The following is a 24,276-nucleotide window of genomic DNA, read 5'->3' on the forward strand; positions in this document are numbered from 1 at the left end:
GGGGATTTTGGGGAATTTTGCAAAGGTCTCCTATTGCCTTGATGCACGGTTGCTTAGGTTAAAACTTCATCTCCAAAGTCAGGGTGTAATTTCGTCCCGGTGCGGCGTAGCGGTTATACCTGCCGACATTATTGTGCCTATTGACCGCTCCTTCGGCAGTCTGCCTTACAGACTCCCAAGTGGTATACCGGTAGTTGAAGAGGTTATACACGCCTGCGCGCAGGGTCAGGTGTTTCTTGATATTGTAATATCCGGAAACATCCGTAACATGCCAAGGCCGCGTCCGCCGTGATGCTGCTTTTTTAGCATTGGCATTACCGTTCAACAGCGCCTGGCTGCCTAGCAGTTCGTCAACAGATTTTGCCTTGGAATAAGTAAACATCGTATTGATACCCCATATTCCGTCAGGATGGTCGTAACCCAAACCCAATACATATCGTGAAGGTTGGACGGCATCAAAGAGATATGAAGTTACAAACGTCCTGTCGGCGCGTATATCGGCATCTTTGACCTTGATGCGGTTATAGGCAAGCGTGGAATACAACCCGTCCGGCAACCCGCCCCATACACCGTGCCAATCGATTTTACCCAAAATATTGATACCGGCTATCCGTGCATTTTGAGCATTTCGATATCCGGGGTCGCCAGAAGCCGAAGTTTGCCCGTTTTGAGTTCGGGTTTCATAACCGAATGCAATCAGGTCGCGATAAGCATTGTTGAAATAGCTGGCTTCCAAATTGCCGAAGTCCCCTTTAAATACAATACCTGTCTCTCTATTAAAGGATTTTTCCGGTTTCAGATCCAACGTTTTCAAAGACTCCCCGGCTCTCCAGCCGTACATTTCGGCAAACGACGGTAGACGGAAGCCCGTAGAAGCGCGATAAGTCAAATCCATCCAGGTGAAAGGCTTGAGGACTACGCCTGCGTTCCAAGAAAGGTTGCGGTGAGTGCCGGTAGAGACACTCTTATCTTCCGAATGCGTACTGCGATAATCGTAACGTATGCCTGCTCCGACATCCGCCCACCTGCCCAAACGAACATTGTCTTGAACGGCTGCATAATAACCGTTGCCGCCGATATTCCTCGGTGTGCAGTCTGTATAGGTGTTATTGCCGAAACGGCATATCGGCGATGTATTGACCGTGGTCTTGCCGATAGACACCCAATACGGTTTGCCTTGGCTTCCGTTGGGTGACTGCGCCCCTTCCGGGATTTTCGATCCATATGCCTGAACTGCGTTTTGAAGATAATAATCGCTGTGGGACAATTGCGACTTAAAGCGGTCGTACCCTAGATTGATACTCAAATTGTGACGGATTTTGGCCGTATCAAATGCCTTTTTAAATACTGCTTGGAACAGGTTTCGGCTTTCTTCATAAATCATCCGGTCGGATTTATAGAAGGAATACGGTTTATTGCCGTCGGGACGGCAATTTTTATCCGAACCGTCGTGAGAGCAATGCGTCTGCTGCAAACGGTTGTCCAAATCTATACCTTGCCGGTCATAAGAAAGTCGGGCGTAATCGGCCCAGGTATCCTTGTCAGCATTATGGTAAACATATTCGACCCCGTACCGGTTTTTAGTATGGCGTTCATCATAAAACACGCCGGTACCGTAACCGATACCCTGCAATGTACCGCCCTCTCCCTGAACAAACAGCCTTTCGGCCTTATTATTGCCCGAATATTTGCCAAAGCCGCTCGGCGTACCGTTTCTCCGGACACTTTCATTCAGATCGGCCTCGGTAAAATAGGCAGGAACAGTCATATCCCGTGTATCAAAGGTCTGCTGCGTACGTTCAAGAACGGCTCCGACATAATGGCGGTTGTCCAAATGCCAACCCGGTCGGAACAGCCATGATTGGCTGCCATACTCAAGCGGGTCCGCAAGGAAGCGGCTGGGGCCGGTATAATCCTGCGTGCTGACGGTTTTGCGCTCATCTTTGGCCAAAGCATCTTTTTTCGCATTGTCTTTACAGGCCGCATATCCATTGGAACATTCCTCTTCGACAATGAAATTTGCGTACGGATGGGTATCCTCGACCGGCATCAGCCGGTTGAAACTCTGCACACCTTTACCAGCATCTTTATGCGCATGGATTTCCTGCCCCCGCCGTTTAGTATAAATAAGGAGGGCTTCCGCGCCGCCGCTGCGTCCTGCAAGCGCAAGGGACTGTGTCAGGGCATGGTCTTTTCCAGAATAGGCAGTTTTACTCTGAATGCCCCACTGTTTTCCCTCTCCGATAATGTCGGCTGCGGTTTTGGTTTGAAATGCGACCGAACCTGCCAATGCGCCGTTTCCGTATTCTGATGAATTCGAACCCTTGCTGATTTCAACGGCCTTAACGTTTTCATACTCAATTTCATTGATTGCGCCGCTGCTGCCCGCCGTCCTCGTCCCACCCAATGCCGCCTGCGCGGTGTAGGACTGTATTTGCGAAACGCCGTCTACCGTTAAGGAAACGCGGTTTTTATCCATGCCGCGTATTGAATAGCCGGAACTTGCGCCCCGACCCTGTTCGACCACGGCAATACCCGGATCGTAACGGGTCAGGTCTCGGATATTCAAAACCTGTTCTTTACTTAGCGTCTCGGAAGATTTGACCAGCTTGCCCAGCCCGGTTACTTCGTTATCACGGCGGGTTTTCTGTTTTTTCGCATTGACCTGCACGGTATCGAGCTGCTTTTCCCACACTTGTCCAGACGGTAAAACATCCGCATAAGCAGGCAGCGCAGTCATCAGCGACAGGCATAAAATATTTAATCGGAACAAATGTTGCTGTTTCATATCATTTCTCTACTTACTGCTTTCAGACGGCATTTAAAACCGATATGCCGTCTGAAGAACTTTCCTCTGTCAACCGGCAGCCCAGTTTACCGGACAAGCTGTTGGCGTTTCGTACCGAATACCACTGCCGCCTTGCCGCTTTCTCCCTCCAATGTATTTCCGGAGAACGATCCGCCCATCTCAATGGCGGTTTTGCCGTAGAAGCCGCCGGACACATCTGCACGGATATTCGTCCGTTTCGGATCGATGGTATTTTTCGGATCTAATGCAAAGCCGTTTTCACCGGTTTTCGCCACACCTGAAAAACCGTTGCCCTGAATCGTGGCAGTGATGGTGAATACGGGGGCAATGCGGTCTTTCGCCGTCAGCATACCGTTGAGGGTTTTCTCGGCAAAATTAACTTTAAACTCCGCCCGGTTACCGCCTTCCTTATTGGAAGGTTCGGCACTCCAGCTCGTACCATTAACAATAGTACCCGACCATGTACCGCGATATACCGCCTCTCCCGCCGTTACAGGCATATCGGAAACCGGCGTACGGCTGCCCTGCAGGAACATATCGTGCGAACCGCCGTGTTCCAACACCCCGAAATGCAGGTAATCCAAATTGGAGCAGCATACCGACACCTTCACACCGTCTTTCTCAAATACATGCTGGAATGCCGTCTGAGTGCCTTCGGACGGCACAAGTGCAAGCTCTACGCCGTCAATCAGCAGTTTGGCCACGTTGCCAAAGCTATCTATCTGTTTTTTCAAAAAATCCGCACCGATGCGGTAAGCGTCCATAAAGGTTTCAGCCAATGGTTTTTCTGCACCGTCTTTCTGTTTCGCGCTGAATACGGCAAGCACTTTCTTATCGTTTGCCAAAAACTTGCCGCCCAACTCATCGCCCTGAGGCCCGTAGAAACCACCTTCCAGACTATCAGAATCAGAAACAAAGGGATGACCGTTCCCAGTATCTTTATCTGCAGCCAACGCCTTACCTTTGAAACGGTTACCGTGCAGGTTAGCCTGAATGTCGTAACGTTTAATTTGTTTGGCTTTATTTTCGGTTTCGTTATGGGTAATCCGGTTATTGCGGTAGAGCGCGCCGGTCATGGTCTTGGCGGCGAAGTCCACCTCAAACTCGCTGGTCAGCCCAAAATCGGTCTGATCTTCCGGTGCCTCGCTTTTATTGCGCAACACATCCGCTTCCTCGGCAGACAAAGCCCCGTACCTATCGCCCGCTTGCGAATTACCCAACTGGGAAAACTTCTGTTTTTCCTTGGCATCGGTTACATAATCCCAAGTGCCTTTGTAAATCGACTTGCCCATCGGCAGAGCTTGGGAAGGATTGCTGCCTTTGTAGAAAAGGTAGCCGTCCGCGCCGGAAAGGGCGATATTGTTTTTGAAATCGATTTTATTGGCACCGTTGCGGTAGATATAGCCCGAGCGGACATATTGGAAATCCGTGTATCCTTCCACACGGCTTTTGCCATCGCCCGTTGTGATGGATTCGTTCAGCGTACCCTTATCCATCGCAAAAATCTCATTCTTTTGGGGAAACTCACCCGGCTCACCCGCACCTAATTTCTCCCAATCCGCTTCTGATAATGCCTTATGATCTTCTTTATTTTTCGGGTGCCAGTTCCGACGCGGTATTTTGGCTGCAAAACCGTAAACCGGACGGTCGTTTTCCGCCGCCTGCGCTTCATCGGGTTTTGCCGGTTTTTCAATCTGTTCGTCTTGGTATTTCGGTGCTTCGGACTGCGGGTTGTGCTGTTTCGTTTCCACGCTGTCCAAATCGAAACTGCCGCCACCCGCGCAGGCAGAAAGCAGCAGCACAGGCAGGATACCGGCTGCTTGGGCAATAAGTGAATTTTTCATATCAACTTTTTTAAAAATGATAATAGTTTATATTTTATTAACTTAAAATGTAATTTGCAAACATTTTCTGACGTACCTTCACAAAAAACACCCACACATCCTTACTCCGGATATGCGGGTGTTTGAGCAAACCTTGCCTAACCCAAAGACACCATTTCAATCTGCTCCATCGTTCTACTCAGAAAACGTTCGCCTATCATTCTGAATTTCAAAGGAATATCGCTGACATAAAAACGATAGTCGGGATTATTGTTGTCAGTATTGAGTAATCCCTCCTGCGCAAGGACGCGTGCTGTTTCTTCAGCCGTCGTAATTGCAGAATCAACCAACGTGACATTACCCGCCTCCCTACCGATTAAGGGCTTGAGCAAGGGAAAGTGCGTGCAGCCCAACACTAGCGTATCGATGCCGTCTGCAAGTAATGGTTTGAGGTATTCGCATACGGTCAGGCGGGTAACTTCATGTTCCAACCAACCTTCCTCCACCAAAGGGACGAGCAGCGGCGCAGCCTGCGTGCGGACGAGCGTATCAGGGTTGTTCCTATGGATGGCGCGCGCATAAGCATTGCTGTTGACTGTCGTATTGGTGGCGATAATGCCGATTTTATTGTTGCGCGTCGTTGTCAGCGCGGCTTTCGCGCCGGCGGAAATCACGTCCAACACAGGCATATTGAGACCTTTGCAAAATTCCCCAAAATCCCCTAAATGTCTTGGTTGGAATTTAGGGGATTTTGGGGAATTTTGCAAAGGTCTCGGCCTTAAAGAGGGTAGGTATAAAAAAAAGGGGGTGGCTTTCGGCCACACCCAAACACACACACATCAAGAGGAAAGAAAAATCATTTAATAAGAGAGCTGGCTCTTATAGAGGAAAACTGGAGGATTCGGGCTAGGCCCTGAAGCATTGAAAGGCATTATAAATGAAAATAGGGTTAGGGTATTGATACAGGTCAATTCGGGCTTGATTTAGAAAATATATTTTTAGGATAGTGGAAATAAATTAAAAATAAGGTTTGATTGTGAATAAAAGTCATTAGGCCGTCTGAAAAATGGGTTTCAGACGGCCTGATCGGTTTAAAGGCTACTACTTATATATAAATAAAGTATTAAGCCAAACCTTTATCTTTGGCTTCTTGCAGGCGGGCTTCAAAGTTACTGAGATTCACGCCAGCCTGTTCGGCTGCGGCAACTACTTCGGCTACGGATGCTCCGTGTTGCACTTGATGATAACCCCAAAGCAGGGAGCAGCGAGTGCCGGTGCGACAGAAGGCAAGGATGGGAGCCGGAGATTGTTGCAACAGATTTTGGAAGGTTGCAACATCGGCTGCGTTGATTTGAGGCGCGACGACGGGCTGGTGGGAAAATTGGTTGATGCCGGCCTCTTTAAACCAGTTTTGCACTTCGGCAAAAGCCGGTTGGTTTTCTTCTTCGCCATCCGGGCGGTTGCAGATGACGGTTTGGATGCCGAGACGTACGGCTTCTTGGACATCTGCTTCGGTCAGTTGGGGGGCGATATAGAGGGTGTCGGTCAGTTTACGGATGGGCATAGTTTTTCCTTTCTTTATATTAAATGGATATGTTGATTTCAGACGGCCTAGGAAGTGGCAGGCCGTTTGAAGTTTTATTTAATGATTGTACAACCAGTTTTCGAGTTTTTGTCGATCGGTAATGTGCAGTAGGGCGGTATTGGCTTCTGCTGCTTGGACGGTGATGCTGGTCTCGCGCAATAGGCCTTGGCGGAAGAAATGGATGGTAGTGCGCGTGCCGATAGGCAGTTTGCTCCACTGCGCTGCAAGGTCGTTGCAGGCATAGCCGCCTAGGGCGATGATTTTGTCTTGCGGGCAGAGTCCGGCATTTTCTGCGCTGCCGCCATTAAATACATGAGTCAGGACGGCATGGTCGCTGTTTTGTTTGAAACGTGCACCGAAATCGTTGGCAGGGACAACCGACTGGGGTTCGTTGGCAAATGCTCCGCCGTGTTGGCGAGGTAGGGGAATAAAGTCAAGTTTGACACCTATGCTTTGTAGGCATTCTGCGAGCGGAAGGTCTTCGGTGCTGTATAAGGCCGTCTGAAAGAAGGTTTCTAAATCTAAACCGGTCATTTCTTGGCAACGGGATTGCCAGTGTTTTTCGGGTATGCCTTGATGGGTGTCGCACCAGTCACGATAGTGTTGCTGCATCACGCTGTCGAGGGTGTATTTGCCTTGGCTTTTTTCACGGATGATGAGGTCGAGGCAAAGTGCGGCCAGTGCACCTTTTTGATAGTAGCTGACGATGGCGTTGGGGCTATTTTCGTCTTGTTTGTAGAACTTGTCCCATGCGCTGAAACTGGATTGGGCAAGGGTTTGTTTCAGACGGCCTTGTGTTTGCTGTACGCGTGTGATGCCTTGTGCAAGCAGGGTAAGGTAGGCTTCGGGGCTGATGGTTTTGCTTCGGGCTAGAAAGAGGTCGTCGTAGTAGGACGTAATGCCTTCAAATGCCCAAAGTTGCTCGGTATAGTTTTCTTGGTCAAGATTGTAAGGTGCGAAGACGGCCGGTTTGATGGATTTAACGTTCCATGCGTGGAAGTATTCGTGGGAGAAGAGGCCGAGCAGTTCGGTATAGGCTTTGTCGGCTTCGCCCATATCGTAAGATGGCAGACTGTGGCGGTCGGCGAGTAGGGCGGTGCTGCTGATGTGTTCCAGTCCGCCATAAAGGTTGTCGCCCAGATGTAATAGGAAAAGGTATTCGGAAAACGGGGCAGGGGAGGGGAACATCGCCAACTCGGTTTCGCAGATTTTTTGAATATCGGCGAGGAAGCGGGCGCGGTCGAAATCGGGGTAGATACCGCTTAATGCAATACGGTGGGGGATGCCTTGTGCTTTAAAGTCGAGGAATTCGATGATGCCTGTTTCAAGGGGGTGATCAATAAGCTCGGCATATGAGGCCGTCGGAAAAGTGGTCGCCGAAATTTGTGGCAGGGTTGTGGCTATCTGCCATGTGTGTGGCAGAGTAGGAAATTCGACTTGGTGCGGTTGTTCTTCTTGTCCATGTACTTTTAAGAATAGACACGCGCCGTCGAAAAAGCCGCGCTCTGTACTGAGGAATGAGCCGCGAACAGATAAGTCGAATGCGTAGATGGTGTAGTAAATTTCCCACGCTCCACTGAGGGCCGGGGTTTGCCAATGGTTTTTGCTGGTTTGCGTCAGTGGCTGGGCTTTGCCGTTGCAGCGCGCGCTGATGTGTGTGATGTGGCGGGCAAAGTTACGAATGAGGTAGCTGCCGGGAACCCAGTTTGGCAGGCTGATTTCTGTTTCAGAATCATTAGGTTGAGTGAACGATAAGGTGATGTGCCATTCATGAGACAGAAAGTTGGGGGTAATTTTGTAATTAATCATAGCTATCGTATAGTTTGCTAAAGTTTATTAATGATAAGTGTTTTTAAAGGTTAGGTTTAATCTATATCAATAAATCTGTACGAAAAAGGGGGCTTGAAAAAATGCTGTGTCTGATTTCTTAGATATGTTTAAATAATTTATTGATTATAAAAGAAATGATATTATGTCTCACTAAAGTTTTTATGCGATATGGAATGTAATTTTGCTTGGCATGTTGTGGTGTCTATGTTAAATTTAGAAAAATTTGAGCCTTAGCCGTATTGCGCTTTTCATAAACGTAAGGGTTGGGGTGAGATAAAAATTTTTTATACCCATAATTTATGGAGACTTCCATGGACACACAAACTTATAACTACAAAGTGGTGCGCCAGTTCGCCATCATGACTGTAGTTTGGGGTATTGTGGGCATGTTGGTCGGTGTAATTGTAGCCGCCCAATTATTTGCTCCATCCCTTGATTTATCTGAAATTGGACCTTGGTTCCACTTTGGTCGCCTGCGTCCGCTGCATACCAATGCGGTTATTTTTGCATTCGGTGGTTGCGGTCTGATTGGTACATCATACTACGTTGTTCAACGTACATGTAATACCCGTCTGTTTGGCGGTTGGTTGCCTGCGTTTACCTTCTGGGGTTGGCAGGCTGTCATCGTAGCTGCGGCTATCAGCTTGCCTATGGGTTACACCCAAGGTAAAGAATACGCCGAGTTGGAATGGCCTATCGATATTTTGATTACGCTGGTGTGGGTTGCCTACGCCATCGTATTCTTCGGTACGATTGCCAAACGTAAAATCAAACATATTTACGTTGCCAACTGGTTCTACGGCGGCTTTATCTTGGCCGTTGCGCTGTTGCACATCGTCAATAATATCAGCATCCCTGCCGGTTTGATGAAATCTTATCCGGTTTACGCAGGTGCGATTGATGCGATGGTTCAATGGTGGTATGGCCACAATGCGGTGGGCTTTTTCCTGACAGCCGGCTTCTTGGGTATGATGTACTACTTCGTACCTAAACAAGCAGGCCGTCCTATTTACTCTTACCGCTTGTCCGTTGTTCACTTCTGGGCTTTGATTTTCACTTATATGTGGGCTGGTTCACACCACTTGCACTACACCGCATTGCCTGACTGGACTCAATCTTTGGGTATGGTATTGTCTTTGATCCTGTTTGCGCCTTCTTGGGGCGGTATGATCAACGGTATCATGACTCTGTCCGGCGCATGGGACAAACTGCGTACCGACCCGATTTTGAAATTCTTGATCGTATCTCTGTCCTTCTACGGTATGTCTACCTTCGAAGGCCCGATGATGTCTATCAAAACAGTTAACGCTCTGAGCCACTATACTGACTGGACTGTTGCGCACGTTCATGCCGGTGCATTGGGTTGGGTAGGCTTCGTAACCATCGGTTCCGTTTACTACATGATCCCACGCCTCTTCGGTAAAAACGAAATGTACAGCACCAAATTGGTTGAAGCGCATTTCTGGATTGCAACCATCGGTGTGGTTCTGTATATCGCCGCGATGTGGATTGCCGGTGTGATGCAAGGCCTGATGTGGGGTTCTTTGAACGAAGACGGCACACTGACTTATTCCTTTGTCGAATCTGTAAAACGTACCATGCCTTACTACATGATTCGTTTCACCGGCGGTCTTCTGTACCTGAGCGGTATGTGCATCATGGCATATAACGTTTACCGTACTGCTATCAGTGGTAAAGCGGTTGATGCTGAGATTCCTGCGGTTTCTCAAACCCAACACCACTAATAATAAGAAAGATAGGCTACCAAAATGAAATTGCAACAATTAGCTGAAGAAAAAGTTGGTGTACTGATTGTATTCACCCTGCTTGTAGTCAGCGTCGGCCTTCTGATCGAGGCTGTCCCGCTGTTCTTCTCCAAGGCAGTTACTGAACCTGCGCCAGGCCTGAAACCATACAACGCCTTGCAAGTGGCCGGTCGTGATATTTACGTACGCGAAGGCTGCTACAACTGCCACTCTCAAATGATTCGTCCATTCCGTGCAGAAACTGAACGTTACGGCCACTACTCCGTTGCCGGTGAGTCTGTTTATGACCATCCGTTCCAATGGGGTTCTAAACGTACCGGTCCGGATTTGGCTCGTGTCGGTGGTCGCTATTCTGATGAGTGGCACCGCATCCACCTGCTGAACCCGCGCGACGTTGTGCCGGAGTCCAATATGCCTGCATTTCCATGGCTCGCACGCAATAAAGTCGATGCCGAGGCAACTGTGGCGCATATGAAAGCCCTGCGTAAAGTGGGTACACCTTACAGCGATGAAGAAATTGCCAAAGCACCTGAAATGCTGGCCAACAAATCAGAGCTGGACGCTGTTATCGCCTACCTGCAAGGCTTGGGCTTGGCATTGAAAAACGTAAGGTAACATCATGGACGCTAACTGGGCTCGCTCGCTCTTTACTGTTTGGGTATTCATCAGCTTTATTTTAGTCCTCTATATTGTGTTCAATAGACGCAATAAGAAAAACTATGATGATGCAGCCAGCAGTATTTTCGATAATGACGAACAAAGGCCGTCTGAAAAGGACGATCAAGCTCAGTCAGTCCGTGATCACGGAGCAAAATAATGAACACAACATCCCAATTTACCAGTAGTTTCTGGAGTATATATATTGCCGTTATCGTCGTGCTCAGCTTCATCGGCCTGGCTTGGCTTCTGCTTTCGCAAAACGTTGTGAAACGCCCTAAAAAAGGCGAAGAAGTAAAAACCACAGGTCATGAGTGGGACGGCATTTCGGAGTACAACAACCCTCTGCCACGTTGGTGGTTTTGGCTTTATGTCTGCACATGGCTGTTTGGCGTCGGCTACCTGATTATGTATCCGGGTGTCGGCGACTTTAAAGGTATCTGGGGCTGGACTAGCCACGGTCAGTATGAAGAAGAGGTTGCCAAAGCCGAACAAGAATACGGCCAAGTTTATGCTAAGTTTGCCAAAATGCCGATTGACCAAGTGGCTAAAAATCCTGAAGCACGTGCCATTGGTCAAAACCTTTTCAATACCTACTGTATCCAATGTCACGGTTCAGATGCTAAAGGCTCTAAAGGCTTCCCAAATCTGACTGACGATGACTGGTTGTGGGGTGGCGAACCTGAAAAAATTCAGGAAACCATTGAAAAAGGCCGTACTGCCGCCATGCCTGCATGGGGTCCTGCTTTGGGTGAAGAAGGCGTGAAAAATGTAACACAATATGTTATGTCCCTTTCTAAACCTAAAGGTCAATACGACGAAGAACGTGCAGAACGCGGTAAAGCCCTGTTTAGCGGCCCACCTGCCAACTGTTTCACTTGTCACGGCGACAAAGGTCAAGGTATCCAAGGTCTTGGTCCGAACCTGAGTGACGACGTATGGTTGTGGGGCGGTACTCAAAAAGCGATTACCGAAACCATTACCAACGGTCGCAGCAGCCAAATGCCTGCTTGGGGTCACTTCCTCGACAAAGACAAACTGCACATCATGACTGCTTATGTTTGGGGTATGTCTAACAAAGACGGTAAAAAAGCTCCTGCTAAAAAAGCCGAGCCTGCTCCGGCAGCTCAACCTGCCGATGCTTCTGCTCCAGCGGCTGCTTCAGCTCCTGCTGCCGATAAAGCTGCTTCAGATGCTAAAGCTGCTCCTGCTGCTGAAGCCAAACCTGCTGAAAAAGTAGAAGCAGCTCCGGTTAAGGTAGACGGCAAAGCTGTTTTTGAAGCCAACTGTAAAACATGTCATGGCGGTTTGATTCCAGGCGCTCCTGTCGTAGGTAAAAAAGAAGACTGGGCTACTCGTATCAAACAAGGTAAAGACACTCTGCACAAACACGCAATCGAAGGCTTTAATTCTATGCCGGCTAAAGGCGGCAATGGTAGCCTGAGCGATGATGAAGTGAAAGCAGCTGTAGACTTTATGGCAAACGAGTCTGGCGCAAAATTCTAATTTTGAGTCGGATTGAAAAAAGCGTACCTAACAAGGTACGCTTTTTTATATTTGATAAAACCAATAAGAAAAGACATATCAAAGAGGCAAAATATATAAGGCCGTCTGAAACATTCAGACGGCCTTTGTTCTTGGTTCAACCAAAATTAATCAATCCAAAGTGGATGTACTGCGTTTCAGGAACCATTCGCTGAAAGGCCACTCGACGCTGTCGAGTAAGTTTTTGGTAATTAACCCCAGTTCCGTATCGCCTTCGATTTGCAATTTACGGTTGAAAAATAAGGTATCGGGATCTTCCTCGCGCATCATCATGCGCATGAAGTCTATGCCGTTGGCGGCCAATCTCAGATCGGGAGTGCCGCTGAAGTTGTCATCCAGAAATTTTTCCGTATCGGCACTAAACCGCACTTTGATACCGGCATCCAAAACTTCAATTTCAAATTTCCTTCCGGCAAAAAGTTCCATATCGGCAGGCAGTAAACCTTTTTTCAGCATGGTATTCAATACGGAGACCAAAACAAAGCGCGGAGGTTTGCCGGGAAGTTTGGTACCGATTTTCGCCATCCATTTGGGTAATACGATTTCAGGCAGCGCCATAATATGCCTCCTTCACGGTTTCAATACCGGGCTGGCCGCGCCAATAGCCGTCAACCAGTGTTCCGGTAGTCAGTCGTTCCAACTCGGGGCGGACATCTTCCCATGTGGCTTTTCCGTCCAATACATCGCGGTGAATTTGGATAATTTCAGCCATGCTGTGCATTTGTGGCGACAGTCTGAGCATATTCACGCCGATTTTATTCAAGTCTTCATGGTGGTGCAGTAGGTTTTGGCAGCCGTAAGACATGGTTTGGATGCCGTTGATGGTGAGAAACGGCTGGCCTTCGCGCGTATTCATAGCCATACCGTGCTCATGATCAAGGCAGCGGAACTCGCAACTGTCTTTATTCAGATTGTAATGGCGGGCGGTAAAGCAACGTGATGAATAGGCGAGCGGCATTTTACCCCAAGCGAAGAGTTCGGTTTCAATGCCGTCTGAAGCCTTGATGATTTCGGCAACCTTATCGCGGCTCAGCTCGGACGGTGCAATCCAGCGGAATGCCCCTAATTTTCGGAATACGTCCAAAGTGGTTTCGTTGTAGATATTCAGGCTTGCACCGGCAACAAACGGGATGCCGTGTTCGCGTGCCAATTTAACCGCCCCCATGTCGTTGGCTTCAACTTTGAACTTTCCCTGCTCCGTGATTTTGCGTAGGCGTTTCAGATCGGATTCGCTTTCGAGCAGGACTTGTGAGGAAAGAATAATCTCCTTACCGCTTTCTGCCAGGTCTTCAGCCAGTCCGAACCAGTCAGCAAAGCGCATTTTCTGACGGCGTGAGCAGACTACCTCGCCCAAATAGACTGTGTCCAACGGCGTATCCAGCATGGAAACGTAAAATTCCAGCAGGGCTTCTTTTTGCCAGAAAAATAAAATAGGGCCCAGCGACAATTTCAATGAATTCATTTTTTTCCCCTTATTTCCATGGGCGGTTGTATGCGCCCAAAGTTGTCTGATGACCTTCCGAAACTTTGCTCAAGGCATTGTTCCAGGATGGATTGACTTTGAAATGCGACGGGTCGGCTGCGGCTGCATCCAGTGCTTGGCGCAGGGATTTGGTTACTTGCGCCGTATACATCGGACTACGTTGGCGTCCCTCGATTTTGATGGCGGACACACCGATTTTGATGAGTTCGGGCAACATTTCCAAAACATTCAGGCTGGTCGGTTCTTCCAAAGCATAGTAGGTTTCATCATTGACTTCAAAGCGACCTTTGCACAAGGTTGGATAACCTGCGGGTTCATTGGGTTTGTATTGGTCTATCAATACCTGGTTTAGACGTACGTTCATGCGGTCGGGCAGTTGTTCCCAGCGGACGGATTTTGCCGGAGAGCAGACACCTTGCATATTGGGCGATTCGCCTGTTGCATAGCTCGACAAGATGCAACGGCCTTCCACCATCACACACAAACTGCCGAAGCCAAAGACTTCAATTTCCACATCAGTATTGTCAATTACATGTTTGACCTGATCGATGGTCAGCACGCGCGGTAAAACGGCACGACGGATGCCGAACAGCTCTTTCATCATATTGATGGCTTCGTAATTGGTGGCCGAACCTTGTACCGACATATGCAGGCGTAAATTCGGATGTTTGTCTGCCGCATACGCCATGATGGCGGTGTCGGCAACAATAATCGCATCGGCACCCAAATCCGCCGCCGTATCCACAGCGGCGTACCAACGCTCCACTTGGCCAGCTTGTGCGAATGTATTGATGGCCATCAGTACATTGCGCCCGCGCGCATGGGCGTAAGCTACGCCTTCCCGTGCCGATTTCATATCGAAATTCAGTCCCGGAAAGTTTCGTGCATTGGTCGCATCTTTCAAACCCATGTAAACCGTGTCCGCACCGTTGTCCACAGCGGTTTTCAGTGCAGGCAGGTTGCCGGCGGGGCAGACCAATTCTGGAATTTTCTGCATTTTGTGTTCCTCGTCTTGATGATAACCTCTATCGGGTTAATCAATATTTTGTAGAATTCCGAATATTTTATGGATTAATGACACAAGATATGCTGACTTAAATCAAATCGAAAAATTCAGGTTGACGTAGACATATTGTTTACAAAATCTTAACAGACGTTGTTTTTTATATATTTCATGTGCTTAAAAATTTTGATGACGGATTTTGTTTCAAAATCGGCTTATGTTTTTAACTATCGCATTTATTAATTTTTACAATAATGGCGATAGAAAAATGAAAAAAGGCCGTCTGAAAATCTGGTTTCAGACGGCCTTTCGCTTTAAAGGGATAAATTTAAGAGGAACCCAAGCGTTTATCGGGTCGGGTAAACACAAAAATAAACAGCGAGGTTAACGCGCCCAAAGTATCGGCAAGCATGTCTTTTTGCGCGTCCCAAATATCGCCTTGAGAACCCAAGAACTCCAGTCCGGCCTCTCCGCCGTCGATAACGGCATATTGCCATTCGATGATTTCATAGGCGGCAGCCACACTCATAATGAAGAACAGTGAGAAAAATAAGGCCAACGGCAGGTTGCACAGCTTGCGGCGCAGCAGCCACTCAGCCATTGGATAGGCGTAGAAGCCGATGATGTAATGGGCAATACGGTCGTAATGATTGCGGTTTTCGCCCAAAATCGGTTCAAAAAAGCGGTTGATGGATTCAAACGGTACATCGGCAAAAGTGTAGTATGCACCGATGGAATGCATAATCAGCCAAAAACTCATGAATAAGTAGGCCAAGTTGCTGAAGCGGAAAATGCGGTAAGTGGCAACCAGGAGGAAGAATACGGATGCTACGGGGATGATTTCGGCGTACCAGACTGCACGGTCATGAGGATTAATGCCTGACCAAACAATAAGGGCGAAGATAATTGCAGCAAGAAAAATGGGAAAGATTGGAGAGGGTTTATTCATGTTGTGTGTATGTAATAACAATGGTTACGTATTGTATAACGAATCGGCAGGGCTGGAAGTTTCGAGTATTCAAGGCCGTCTGAAAATAACTTTCAGACGGCCTGAAGTTTAGCCGTTCCAGAAATAACGGGTAATGTGGAAAAACACGGGTGCGGCAAAACAAATCGAATCCACGCGGTCAAGCATGCCGCCGTGGCCGCGTATCATATTGCCCCAGTCTTTGACGCCGTAATCGCGTTTGATAGCAGACATAACCAGGCCGCCAAAGAAACCCATCAGGCAGACGATAAAGCCGATAACGGCCGCTTGGCCGTGGGAGAACGGCGTAATCGGCGCCATTAGCGCGGCAATGGCTGTGGCCGACAGAATACCGCCGACAGTGCCGGAAATGGTTTTTGACGGCGAAAGCGAAGGCATGATTTTTGCACCGCCAATCAGTTTGCCCCAAACGTATTGCAATACATCCGATACTTGCACCACGCCAATCAGGAAGATTAGCAACAGAATATTGTTGCTATTATCGAAGCCGTCCAAGTCTAGAAACATCAGCGCCGGAACATGGGACAGACAGAAGATGCAAATCATCGCCATCCATTGCGTTTTGGCGGCGCGTTCCAAAAAATGCGCGGTTTGGCCGCTGAGGCTGGCAATAATCGGCAGTATCAAAAAGCCGTAAACCGGAATAAAAATGCTGAACATGCCGTACCAGCCGTCATAGACGAAATAGTATTGCACCGGCAGCAACAGGTAAAAGCAGACCACCATGCTGTAATAGTCGCTGCGGCGGCGATAGACGAGGGTCATAAACTCGCGCAGTGCGGCAAATGAAATCAGGAAAAACAGTATAACCGTCCCGATTTTGCCGAACCAAAACGCGCCCAGCAACACCAGCGTCATCAGCCACCATGCGTAAATACGGGCGTTGAGGTTGGCGATGGTGGCATTATCTGCGCCGTTTTTGCGCTTAAGCCATTGTCCGATGATGCTGGCAAAACACAATACGGCAAACACGCCGACAAAAATATAGCTGGCTTGCGGAGTCAGATGAGCGGCGGCTTGTTCGACAATGATTTGTTGGGAAGTCGTAGAAAGGCTCATGCTTGTCCTCCTTTGTTTTGCTGAACTTCAGGTTCATTTTGGCGAAGCTCGCTGCGGTCGTTTTCAGACGGCCTGAGTGCCAGCAGCGCTTCACGGCTGCGTGTCAAAAAGCTGTCTTTGTCTTCGTTTTCCTGCAAGGTAAGCGGTTGTCCGATATGGACTTCACACAAAAGCGGGATAGGCAGGATTTTGCCTTTTGGCAGTACGCGGCTGATGTTGTCGATCCAAATCGGCACAAATTCGGTATTGGGTTTGCTTTTTGCCAGATGATAAATGCCGGACTTAAACGGCAGCAGGATGGTGTTGTCGTCAGTGTTACGCGTGCCTTCAGGGAAAATAATCAAAGAGTCGCCTGCGTTCAGCGCATCTTTCATCTGTTCGGTAATCGCTTGCGGATTATCGCTATGGCGCGGAATCAGCAAGGCGTTGAAAACATTTTGAATGATGAAGCATTTGAGTTTGCTCGTCAGCCAGTAATCCGAACCAGCGACAGGGCGCGTGGACAAGCGCCAGCGGCGGGGCAGGGAAATCCACACCAATACAAAATCACCATGGCTGCCGTGATTGGCGTAATAGACTTTTTGGTGCTGATTGAATGTCAGCTCGCGTGGGCTTTTAGGGCGTACGCCCGTAAGGAAAGAGACCGACAGACACAAGGCTTGGTCGGTCAGCCAGGCAAGTTGTTTTTTGAGGAAGTTTTTCATTGTTTCTGCCTTTTGAAGTGAGATACCGCTCTAGATCTGGTTTGGGTAAATTAGCAAAAATAATCAAATGCTTTGGATAAGCAAAATTAAAAATTGTGCGGCGGTCAGGTATAAGCTTTTGCGCCATAAGGAAAGTGCGCCGTTTATCCGTTGGGTCAAAGTACGGCTGCCTGAAATTTGACGCAAACCGTTTTGCTGTAAGGCGTGGTCGAAGTCTTCAGGAGAGTAGCGGTTGTCGGCAAAGTCTTGGAACACGCGACGGTCGAAGTGAATGCGGATATGGCAGTACAGCAAAACTGCTGCCAAGACAAGTTGCACCGCAAACCATGCGCCGCCATATTTTGCCGACAAGGCGAGCAGCAAGGCATTGCAGGCGGCAACATAATGTGCGGTAGAGAGCAGGTGGGCAGTAATACGGCTGTCGGTTGCGTTGTCCATCATTATCCTTGTTTTAAATAGTTGGCAGCAGCTTCGACTACTTGGGCAGTGGCCAGCGATAATACCATTTGTGGCCGAGCCTGCTTGAGTTCGGCCTTTGCCTGTGCCAAGTCTTTGCAGCCACCATAGACCAGCAGCCACGTCAGCACCACTGCGGCACTTCTTCCATAACCTAAAGCGCAACATACCAGCACTTTGCCGTGTTTTTGGCGCAAGGTTTCCAATATCAAGGCCGTCTGAACCAAATCGTTTTCAGACGGCGTTACCATATCCAGTAAAGGCAGAGTGCGATATTCTCCCTGATAGCTACAGCAGGGATATTCGGCGCATACATCCAATACAGCAGGCAGATGGTTTGAAATACCCAAAACGCTGCCAATCCATACATCATGGCGGACTTGTGCCATTTTCGCCTTACCGCGTAACCAATACGCCATGTTTAGCCGTACACCCACCAGATAAGGCAATAGCAAAACCGTCGCTGCTGCCGATAATTTACCGTTAGCCTGTTTTTGGAAGAAGGCTACATTTCCAGTTAAATAGGCAAAAGCCACCATCAGCAAAGACACGCTAATCCATATCAACCACAGCCACGCTCCACCCAGCAATGCGGGTAACGCCGTCAAACACGCACCAAGCAAATATAACAACGCAATCTTTTTTGAGTGTACATTACTCAAGCCCAGTTTTAACGGTGAAGTCATCTGACGCGGAAAAGCCCACAACACTAGCCAGCCGAGCAATGCTCCGGTCGGCACGTCGATAAAATGATGTTGATAAGTCGTCAGTACCGATAAGGCAATCAGGCTTTGCCATAAGAAAAGCGGCAGGCAGATTTTGGGAAAGCGCGTCCAATAAAAAGCACCCACGATAATCGCTAACGCGATATGCAAAGATGGCGCTTGGTTGTATGGCAAATCAAACGCAGCCAATGAATCAAACAGCCAGCCTGACAGCCCATCGGCGGGCGGTTTAGGCCACCCAAAACGCAGCGGAAACAGCACGAAGCAAGCAGTCGCAATCAGTTGGGCAGCTACAAGGTGCGCTACATATCGGTTTTGTTCATGTGTATCACGGCAAAGAAAAAATGCCGCGGCATACATCAGGTTCAGCGACCAATAAGGCACAATCGTCCATGCCCAAAACGGAATATTGCTTTCCCATGCAAAAGCGATTTCAGGCACATAGTCCAGCGATGCCGCAAAGTGGTTGGAGAGGCCGTAGCTGGTGTAGAACAGGATACCGACTGAAATCAGCTTGAGCAGGGAGGTTTTGAGGGAGGGTTTCATGGATAGGTACATGGTTTAAATAAGGCCGTCTGAAAGTTAAAAAATTGTTCAGACGGCCTTTATTTTTATTTCTTCACTGCCAAGCTCACGGTGAAAATACCGTCTTCGTCTATCCATTGATGGATTTTTTCAAAACCGGCTTTTTCAACCAACTGATCCATTTCCTGCTGACTGCGGCGGCGCATTACCCAGTTTGGGCTGCCTGCTTTGTGGCTGGTCAGGGCGCGGGCAATCATTTCCAGTTGCGGATGCCAAGGTTGGCCGGTGTAAATCAGGTAGCCGCCGGTTTCAATGACTTCTCCGAAGCCGTAGAGCGAGTTCAAAATCAAATCATTGTCGGCAAACAATTCGTGCAAGCCGGAGACGATGCCCAGCGTTGGACGCGGCTGCAAATCGTGATAATTGGCGCGGTCGTAGGCATTGACTTCATTGAAGGTTACCGTGTTTTGTAAGCCGCGCTCGGCAATCAGCTTGCGGCCGGCTTCGACATTAATCGGGCTGTAATCGCGCAAGCGTACTGAATCAGGTAATGTATCGGCAGTCAGGGCATCTAATACATAGCGGCCATGACCGGATGCAATATCCAAAACGTGTACAGGTTTGCCTGCTTCACGCAGTTTGGCTGAGGCCGTCTGAATGGCTTTGCCGATATTGACTTTGCGTTGGCGGATACCGCGCCAGCCGATGGCGTTGAGATAGTATTTGTCCACCCATACACCGAAAGCATTGCTGCCTTGCGGTTGATTGCGGTAAACGTAATCCAGTGTGCTGCCTGAATCAAAACCTATTTCTTGACCGATTCTCAAGCCTTCACTCCAGCGCGAACCCAGTTTGAGCGAGGTGCGATATGTTGCCCAAAATGCGCCGCGAGGCGTGCAAACAGGCAAAGGCGTCGCCAGTTCGTCAGCTTCGCGACGGCTGTCTCCAAATAAGTGCGCTTGAGTCAGATCGACTTGTTGCAAAGGCTGATTGAAACGCTCGCGGATAAAACGGCGCATTTCAACAAAAGCGATTTCACGGTTTTGTTCGCCTAAAGTATCGTGGTAGAAACCGGGTAGGATATGGCGCTCTTTAATATGGCTGCCCAAACGGTTGTAGAAATCGTGTTGCGGTTTGTGATGAACGACCCAATCGCTGCCTGAAATCAACAACTGTACAGGCGTAGTAATGGCTTGCGCATCGGCAACCACACGTTCAGCGGCTTCGTATAAACCAAGCAGGATACGCACAGAAATAGCACGGGCAATAAGCGGATCATTGTCATAGCTTTTTTGACGTTCGACATTGTGGGTCAGATAGTGGGCTTTGACGTAACTGTTTACAAAGAAATTACCACGCCATTTTTGCATAATTTTCAAACCGGTACGGGCAAACGGAACATAGAGTTTGACTTTGAACGCAGGCGAAGCCAATACGGCGCAACGGATTTTCGGCGCGTAGTCGTGCAGCCAAGTAGAAACCAATACCGCGCCGACGCTTTGCGCGATCACGCAGATGTTTTCGGGCTTGATGCCGTATTCGCTTTGGATGTGGCGGATAAAATCATCTACATCAGCAACCGAAGTGCTGATACTCGGACTATCGCCGCGTTCACCGGGGCTGTAACCATGACCGCGCGCATCCCAAGCGAAATAGGAAAAATCGTTGAAACCCAGCTCATCCGCCACAAACATCATCCGGCCGGAGTGCTCATGCCCGCGATGGAACAGCACAATGGCTTTGTCGGAAGAACCATTGGCAGCAGGGCGATAGCGGTAGAAAAGCGAAGTACCGTCTTGGGTAGAAAAGTATTTTTGCTGTTCGGACATGAGAAACTCCTAATAGTCATGTTTTTTGAACAGTATCATGACATATCGGACAAATGCAATGATGGAGAGAAATGGTAAAAGATGATTCCAAATTTCACTTAAAACTGATGACAGTGATTGTTAAAAGGTTAGATAGAGGGTGTTTGGATAACCTTACAAATTACTATCGACATATCATCATAAACTCTTTGTTTCGCTATTAATTTACGAAACACAGTCAGGCGGGACTTATCGTTATCATGTTGTTGCCAAATTTTTTCTCTTATTTCTTTTGAAAGGGCGTCACTTAGGCCGTCTGAACAAAGCAGCAGGCTTTCTCCTGCTTTAAGCGTAAGTTCGATATGGCACATTTTGTCTTGGAATTCGGAATAATCTGCTACTAGATAAGAAGAAACGCCGCCATATATGGTGGCGAACCCTTCTTCTTTTTTATCCGACAAACCATCCAGCAATTCGGAGAGTATCGAGTGATCTTGGGTCAGTTGCTTCCATGTTCCTTGTGTATCAATCAAATAGGCGCGGCTGTCGCCTACGCTGATGATTTTGGTTTGGCCGGTGGTTTGGTCGATTTCTGCGGCAACAAAAGTGGTTGATGAACCAAAATAATCCTCTGCCAACTCTTGAGATAAAGCGGCTTGTACATGATTGATGGTTTGACGGCTGAGTTTGGCTGTACGGCTTAATAGGTGCATGGCTGATTTGCTGGCTTTTTCGGGATGATTGCTATTGGAAATGCCGTCGGCTATCCCGATGATAAAGCGTGGACGGGTTTCAAGGCGTGTTTCAGCGGTTTTGAGTTTATATTGAAACACTTGTTCGCCGTTAAAAAGGGCATCTTGGTTGTGTTGTTGGTTGCTGCCGATTTGTTGGCAAAAGGTGATTTCGCAAAATTTGTTCATGATTTGTCCATTTGTTGGGTGAGTATTCGCTGCAGGCTTTTCATCGTTTCTAACCTTCAGGATTTACACTTGGGCAATACGTTTGAAATTTGATGACTAAGGATCAAGGCCGTCTGAACAGTTTTCAGACGGCCTTTACTGTGTTTAACCAAGCACTAATTAACTGCTAATTTTGTCATGTTTTAATACATCCATCGAAACCCGAATACACATTTAAAAAGGAAATCAAACATGAAAAAATTCTTATTGACCGCCATCGTTGCTTTGTCTGCCGCTACTGCCGGTGCCAGTGATTATATCGAACACAAAATCTACAGCGACAAAAACTTCGAGCAAAACCGTGCTAAAGCCGTAAAAATGTTGGAACAACGCGGCTATCAAGTTCACGATGTTGAAGCCGATAGCCGTCGAGGTCAGCCTGTATTGGATATTGAGGCTTTTAAAGATGGCCGTGAGTACGACATTGTTTTGTCTTACCCTGATTTGAAAATTATTAAAGAACGCATCGATTATTAATATTTCGATATAAAGTGGATTGTCGCAGGGCTTTTGGTCCTGCGACAGTTTGCTATTTAGGCATTAAAAGAATGTAAACAGCATGTAAATTATCCAAAATAAATGAACTAAATATGTTTTTTATTTTCCATGTAGTTCAAAGTGTTTGATGTTGGGAGTCATAATATGAGTTTGAATGATTGGAAGGAAGATGGTCAGCCGAAGCAGATAGGCGACCAAGAAAAACCTTTAAACGACGGCGCAGCTGCCGAATCCCAACAGGATGTTGAGTTTTGGGATCACAAGCAAAACGGTGTGGTTGAAAACGAAGTTGAGGTTGTGGCTGATGCGGTAGAAATTCAGGAAACGGTAGAAGGTCAGGAAGTGGTTGAACATCCTGAGATGCCGTTTGAAAAAAACGAGAAGAAGGCCAAACGTAAAAAAGACAAGGCGAAGAAGAAAAAAGATAAAGCCGAGGATTTAAATGCGTCTGATCTGTTGGGTACGAATAAGGGCGTGGAAACCATGTTCCGCAACGCCGTACGCTCGGAGATGGAATTGTTGGCGCTGGCGGCAACTAAAGCGAACATTATGATTTCGCTGAATGGTTTTATTGTTTCTGCGCTGATGATTTCGGGCGCGTTTATTTTTTCATCATCGCCCGAGTTTTTGATTCCGGCCAGTACGTTTATGATTACTGCCGCAGCGTCTATCGTGTTTGCATTGCTTTCTGCTTCGCCGGAACGTATCGGCAAAATGCAGGCGGCGCGTACATGGTTGAAGGATTTTGTCCGTGGACGTTCTAAGCTGCGGGATTTGAAAACCCGTCTCAGCAGTACCGAAACGCGCTTTTTTGGCGGCAGCCAACCCAATATTTTGATTTATGAAGACCGTGTAAAACTGCAAAAAGATCAATATTGGGAAATGATGCAGGAGATTATGGGCGACCGTAAACAAATCTATCAAAAGATGAGCGATCATCTTTATTGGCTTGGTTTGTTGGCGGATAAACAGTTTAAATACATTAATTTATCTTACGCGGTATTCCGCTGGGGCTTGCTGGCTTCGTTGGCGGCATTTATCGGCGTGAAAACATTGCCGTCATTGCTGACGCCTCCGGCCAACAATGCGGCAGAGCTGCGTTCGCTGGGTATCAATATGTTTAACGGAGTATTTGAGCCTTCTGCCGTACAACAGCTCCCGGATGGTAAGTTGCTGATCGCGGAAGACGAACCCAACCATGCGTTCAGTATCATCAGCATTGATAAAACCGGCAGGTTTGTGGAAGACGAGGCATTGGATACACGCGTGATTACCGGTTTCAAACGTCGTCTCAGCGATTTGGAGGCTTTGGCTCGCGACGATGAAGGCTTTATCTACGCACTGACTTCACACTCGCGCACCCGTAAAGGCAACCGCTCGCCTGACCGCGAACATCTGATGCGCTTTAAAATCCAAGACGGCAATGTGTTGGGGCTGACCAGCTACGACAATCTGACGCAGGTTTTGGAAACCGATCACAAGCTGCATGATTTGATTCGCGAGCGAACCAAGGCTGAAGTTTCTTTTGAAGAAATCAATATTGAGGGCATGGCGTTTGATCCGGTGAAAAAACGTCTCGTTTTGGGATTCCGTGATCCTGAGTTCAACAACATGGCTTTGGTCGCGTTTATCAGCAATCCGAAAGATGTATTTGAGCGCAATGCCAAACCTGAGTTTGATGAAGTGGCCGTGATTGATATTGATGGCGGCGGTATCCGTTCCCTTAACTATGATCCTGTGTTGAAAACCTACGTGATCGCCAATGAAGTGAAGGATGAGAATGGACAGAAATTCTCGCAACTGTGGACTTGGAGCGGTAACCCGACTGATGAACCGCAAAAAATCTCTCTGCCTAACCTGCAACACATCACTAACGTTGAGGCCGTCGATTCGATTACCGTTAACGGCAAGCCGCAGATGATTCTGATGGGCGATGAAGGCAATGCTTCGCAGAAAATTACTGCCAAGTATATGTTGGTAGATTACAGTCAACTGGGTAAACAGTAAGTTATCTTCGCTGACGAATAAAAGGCCGTCTGAAACCGATAGTTTA

At 48.0% G+C, this 24,276-nt stretch carries 20 protein-coding genes and 1 pseudogene; 6 read left to right on the forward strand and 15 right to left on the reverse strand.

Annotated features, from left to right (window positions below; genetic code table 11):
- Positions 1-58 precede the first annotated feature (58 nt).
- The 5 genes and pseudogenes from HMPREF3047_RS03765 to HMPREF3047_RS03785 all read right to left on the reverse strand — a co-directional run bounded on the left by HMPREF3047_RS03765 (position 59) and on the right by HMPREF3047_RS03785 (position 8,026).
- Positions 59-2,788: a lactoferrin/transferrin family TonB-dependent receptor gene (locus HMPREF3047_RS03765; protein ID WP_070460052.1), complete on the reverse strand. Its 2,730-nt coding sequence runs from the start codon at positions 2,786-2,788 to the stop codon at positions 59-61.
- A gap of 86 nt (positions 2,789-2,874) precedes the next feature.
- Positions 2,875-4,653, reverse strand: a complete 1,779-nt coding sequence (locus tag HMPREF3047_RS03770; RefSeq protein ID WP_070712230.1) for a transferrin-binding protein-like solute binding protein — start codon at positions 4,651-4,653, stop codon at positions 2,875-2,877.
- A 137-nt stretch (positions 4,654-4,790) separates the two neighbouring features.
- Positions 4,791-5,324: pseudogene (locus tag HMPREF3047_RS03775) on the reverse strand (aspartate/glutamate racemase family protein); the annotation flags it as partial.
- A gap of 431 nt (positions 5,325-5,755) precedes the next feature.
- Positions 5,756-6,196 carry a TIGR01244 family sulfur transferase gene (locus HMPREF3047_RS03780; protein ID WP_070712231.1) on the reverse strand — a complete coding sequence of 147 codons (441 nt, stop codon included), beginning with the start codon at positions 6,194-6,196 and terminating at the stop codon, positions 5,756-5,758.
- Between the two features lie 78 nt (positions 6,197-6,274).
- The gene (locus tag HMPREF3047_RS03785; protein ID WP_070712232.1) at positions 6,275-8,026 is read right to left on the reverse strand and encodes a M61 family metallopeptidase; all 1,752 of its coding nucleotides are present in this window, start codon (positions 8,024-8,026) and stop codon (positions 6,275-6,277) included.
- Positions 8,027-8,358: 332 nt separating this feature from the next.
- Between HMPREF3047_RS03785 and ccoN the strand changes: the two genes are divergently transcribed.
- From ccoN to ccoP, 4 genes are read left to right on the forward strand one after another with little or no spacing between them, the layout of a single operon-like run.
- Positions 8,359-9,792, forward strand: coding sequence for a cytochrome-c oxidase, cbb3-type subunit I (ccoN, locus tag HMPREF3047_RS03790; RefSeq protein WP_188209933.1), 1,434 nt, complete (start codon positions 8,359-8,361; stop codon positions 9,790-9,792).
- A gap of 24 nt (positions 9,793-9,816) precedes the next feature.
- A complete protein-coding gene (gene ccoO, locus HMPREF3047_RS03795) occupies positions 9,817-10,428 on the forward strand; it encodes a cytochrome-c oxidase, cbb3-type subunit II (protein ID WP_070712233.1) in 612 nt (203 codons plus the stop codon).
- 4 nt (positions 10,429-10,432) lie between these two features.
- Positions 10,433-10,630: a cbb3-type cytochrome oxidase subunit 3 gene (locus HMPREF3047_RS03800; RefSeq protein ID WP_003748776.1), complete on the forward strand. Its 198-nt coding sequence runs from the start codon at positions 10,433-10,435 to the stop codon at positions 10,628-10,630.
- On the forward strand, positions 10,630-11,976 hold the full coding sequence (ccoP, locus tag HMPREF3047_RS03805; protein WP_083315944.1) for a cytochrome-c oxidase, cbb3-type subunit III: 1,347 nt from the start codon (positions 10,630-10,632) through the stop codon (positions 11,974-11,976). The genes HMPREF3047_RS03800 and ccoP overlap by 1 nt, the downstream gene beginning before the upstream one ends.
- A 150-nt stretch (positions 11,977-12,126) precedes the next feature.
- Here the strand turns inward: ccoP and HMPREF3047_RS03810 are convergent, their stop codons facing one another.
- The 10 genes from HMPREF3047_RS03810 to HMPREF3047_RS03855 form a co-directional block, all read right to left on the reverse strand.
- Positions 12,127-12,573 carry a ubiquinone anaerobic biosynthesis accessory factor UbiT gene (locus HMPREF3047_RS03810; protein ID WP_070712234.1) on the reverse strand — a complete coding sequence of 149 codons (447 nt, stop codon included), beginning with the start codon at positions 12,571-12,573 and terminating at the stop codon, positions 12,127-12,129.
- A complete protein-coding gene (locus HMPREF3047_RS03815; protein ID WP_070712235.1) occupies positions 12,560-13,477 on the reverse strand; it encodes a U32 family peptidase in 918 nt (305 codons plus the stop codon). Before HMPREF3047_RS03815 ends, HMPREF3047_RS03810 begins: the two co-directional genes overlap by 14 nt.
- Positions 13,478-13,487: 10 nt before the next feature.
- Positions 13,488-14,495 (reverse strand): ubiquinone anaerobic biosynthesis protein UbiU, encoded by a 1,008-nt coding sequence (locus HMPREF3047_RS03820; RefSeq protein ID WP_070712236.1) that lies wholly within the window; start codon positions 14,493-14,495, stop codon positions 13,488-13,490.
- Between the two features lie 334 nt (positions 14,496-14,829).
- Positions 14,830-15,450 (reverse strand): DUF2238 domain-containing protein, encoded by a 621-nt coding sequence (locus tag HMPREF3047_RS03825; protein ID WP_070712237.1) that lies wholly within the window; start codon positions 15,448-15,450, stop codon positions 14,830-14,832.
- Positions 15,451-15,558: 108 nt separating this feature from the next.
- Positions 15,559-16,548, reverse strand: coding sequence for a phosphatidate cytidylyltransferase (locus tag HMPREF3047_RS03830; protein WP_070712238.1), 990 nt, complete (start codon positions 16,546-16,548; stop codon positions 15,559-15,561).
- On the reverse strand, positions 16,545-17,252 hold the full coding sequence (locus tag HMPREF3047_RS03835; protein WP_070712239.1) for a lysophospholipid acyltransferase family protein: 708 nt from the start codon (positions 17,250-17,252) through the stop codon (positions 16,545-16,547). The genes HMPREF3047_RS03830 and HMPREF3047_RS03835 overlap by 4 nt, the downstream gene beginning before the upstream one ends.
- A gap of 63 nt (positions 17,253-17,315) precedes the next feature.
- Positions 17,316-17,690, reverse strand: a complete 375-nt coding sequence (locus tag HMPREF3047_RS03840) for a hypothetical protein (protein WP_070712240.1) — start codon at positions 17,688-17,690, stop codon at positions 17,316-17,318.
- 2 nt (positions 17,691-17,692) lie between these two features.
- Entirely contained in the window at positions 17,693-18,979 is a 1,287-nt protein-coding gene (locus HMPREF3047_RS03845; protein WP_283122357.1) for a phosphatase PAP2/dual specificity phosphatase family protein, read from the reverse strand.
- Between the two features lie 65 nt (positions 18,980-19,044).
- Positions 19,045-20,787 carry a bifunctional alpha/beta hydrolase/class I SAM-dependent methyltransferase gene (locus HMPREF3047_RS03850; protein WP_070712242.1) on the reverse strand — a complete coding sequence of 581 codons (1,743 nt, stop codon included), beginning with the start codon at positions 20,785-20,787 and terminating at the stop codon, positions 19,045-19,047.
- Positions 20,788-20,915: 128 nt separating this feature from the next.
- Entirely contained in the window at positions 20,916-21,686 is a 771-nt protein-coding gene (locus tag HMPREF3047_RS03855; RefSeq protein WP_070712243.1) for a PP2C family protein-serine/threonine phosphatase, read from the reverse strand.
- A 231-nt stretch (positions 21,687-21,917) separates the two neighbouring features.
- Between HMPREF3047_RS03855 and HMPREF3047_RS03860 the strand changes: the two genes are divergently transcribed.
- Complete coding sequence (locus HMPREF3047_RS03860; protein WP_003684382.1) at positions 21,918-22,202, forward strand: PepSY domain-containing protein; 285 nt, start codon at positions 21,918-21,920, stop codon at positions 22,200-22,202.
- A gap of 165 nt (positions 22,203-22,367) precedes the next feature.
- Positions 22,368-24,230, forward strand: coding sequence for a Pycsar system effector family protein (locus tag HMPREF3047_RS03865; RefSeq protein WP_070712244.1), 1,863 nt, complete (start codon positions 22,368-22,370; stop codon positions 24,228-24,230).
- Positions 24,231-24,276: the final 46 nt, after the last annotated feature.

The sequence above is a fragment of the Neisseria sp. HMSC075C10 genome, from assembly GCF_001815615.1.
Classification (GTDB): Bacteria; Pseudomonadota; Gammaproteobacteria; order Burkholderiales; family Neisseriaceae; genus Neisseria; species Neisseria subflava_A.

Excerpts from the sequence above, each read along its gene's own strand:
- HMPREF3047_RS03810 (WP_070712234.1), bottom strand. The coding sequence starts at position 12,573 with ATGGCGCTGCCTGAAATCGTATTACCCAAATGGATGGCGAAAATCGGT.
- HMPREF3047_RS03780 (WP_070712231.1), bottom strand. The coding sequence starts at position 6,196 with ATGCCCATCCGTAAACTGACCGACACCCTCTATATCGCCCCCCAACTG.
- HMPREF3047_RS03800 (WP_003748776.1), top strand. The coding sequence starts at position 10,433 with ATGGACGCTAACTGGGCTCGCTCGCTCTTTACTGTTTGGGTATTCATC.
- HMPREF3047_RS03865 (WP_070712244.1), top strand. The coding sequence starts at position 22,368 with ATGAGTTTGAATGATTGGAAGGAAGATGGTCAGCCGAAGCAGATAGGC.
- ccoN (WP_188209933.1), top strand. The coding sequence starts at position 8,359 with ATGGACACACAAACTTATAACTACAAAGTGGTGCGCCAGTTCGCCATC.
- HMPREF3047_RS03785 (WP_070712232.1), bottom strand. The coding sequence starts at position 8,026 with ATGATTAATTACAAAATTACCCCCAACTTTCTGTCTCATGAATGGCAC.
- HMPREF3047_RS03815 (WP_070712235.1), bottom strand. The coding sequence starts at position 13,477 with ATGAATTCATTGAAATTGTCGCTGGGCCCTATTTTATTTTTCTGGCAA.
- HMPREF3047_RS03850 (WP_070712242.1), bottom strand. The coding sequence starts at position 20,787 with ATGTCCGAACAGCAAAAATACTTTTCTACCCAAGACGGTACTTCGCTT.
- HMPREF3047_RS03845 (WP_283122357.1), bottom strand. The coding sequence starts at position 18,979 with ATGAAACCCTCCCTCAAAACCTCCCTGCTCAAGCTGATTTCAGTCGGT.
- HMPREF3047_RS03855 (WP_070712243.1), bottom strand. The coding sequence starts at position 21,686 with ATGAACAAATTTTGCGAAATCACCTTTTGCCAACAAATCGGCAGCAAC.
- HMPREF3047_RS03765 (WP_070460052.1), bottom strand. The coding sequence starts at position 2,788 with ATGAAACAGCAACATTTGTTCCGATTAAATATTTTATGCCTGTCGCTG.
- ccoP (WP_083315944.1), top strand. The coding sequence starts at position 10,630 with ATGAACACAACATCCCAATTTACCAGTAGTTTCTGGAGTATATATATT.
- HMPREF3047_RS03770 (WP_070712230.1), bottom strand. The coding sequence starts at position 4,653 with ATGAAAAATTCACTTATTGCCCAAGCAGCCGGTATCCTGCCTGTGCTG.
- HMPREF3047_RS03840 (WP_070712240.1), bottom strand. The coding sequence starts at position 17,690 with ATGGACAACGCAACCGACAGCCGTATTACTGCCCACCTGCTCTCTACC.
- HMPREF3047_RS03860 (WP_003684382.1), top strand. The coding sequence starts at position 21,918 with ATGAAAAAATTCTTATTGACCGCCATCGTTGCTTTGTCTGCCGCTACT.
- HMPREF3047_RS03835 (WP_070712239.1), bottom strand. The coding sequence starts at position 17,252 with ATGAAAAACTTCCTCAAAAAACAACTTGCCTGGCTGACCGACCAAGCC.
- HMPREF3047_RS03820 (WP_070712236.1), bottom strand. The coding sequence starts at position 14,495 with ATGCAGAAAATTCCAGAATTGGTCTGCCCCGCCGGCAACCTGCCTGCA.
- ccoO (WP_070712233.1), top strand. The coding sequence starts at position 9,817 with ATGAAATTGCAACAATTAGCTGAAGAAAAAGTTGGTGTACTGATTGTA.
- HMPREF3047_RS03830 (WP_070712238.1), bottom strand. The coding sequence starts at position 16,548 with ATGAGCCTTTCTACGACTTCCCAACAAATCATTGTCGAACAAGCCGCC.
- HMPREF3047_RS03825 (WP_070712237.1), bottom strand. The coding sequence starts at position 15,450 with ATGAATAAACCCTCTCCAATCTTTCCCATTTTTCTTGCTGCAATTATC.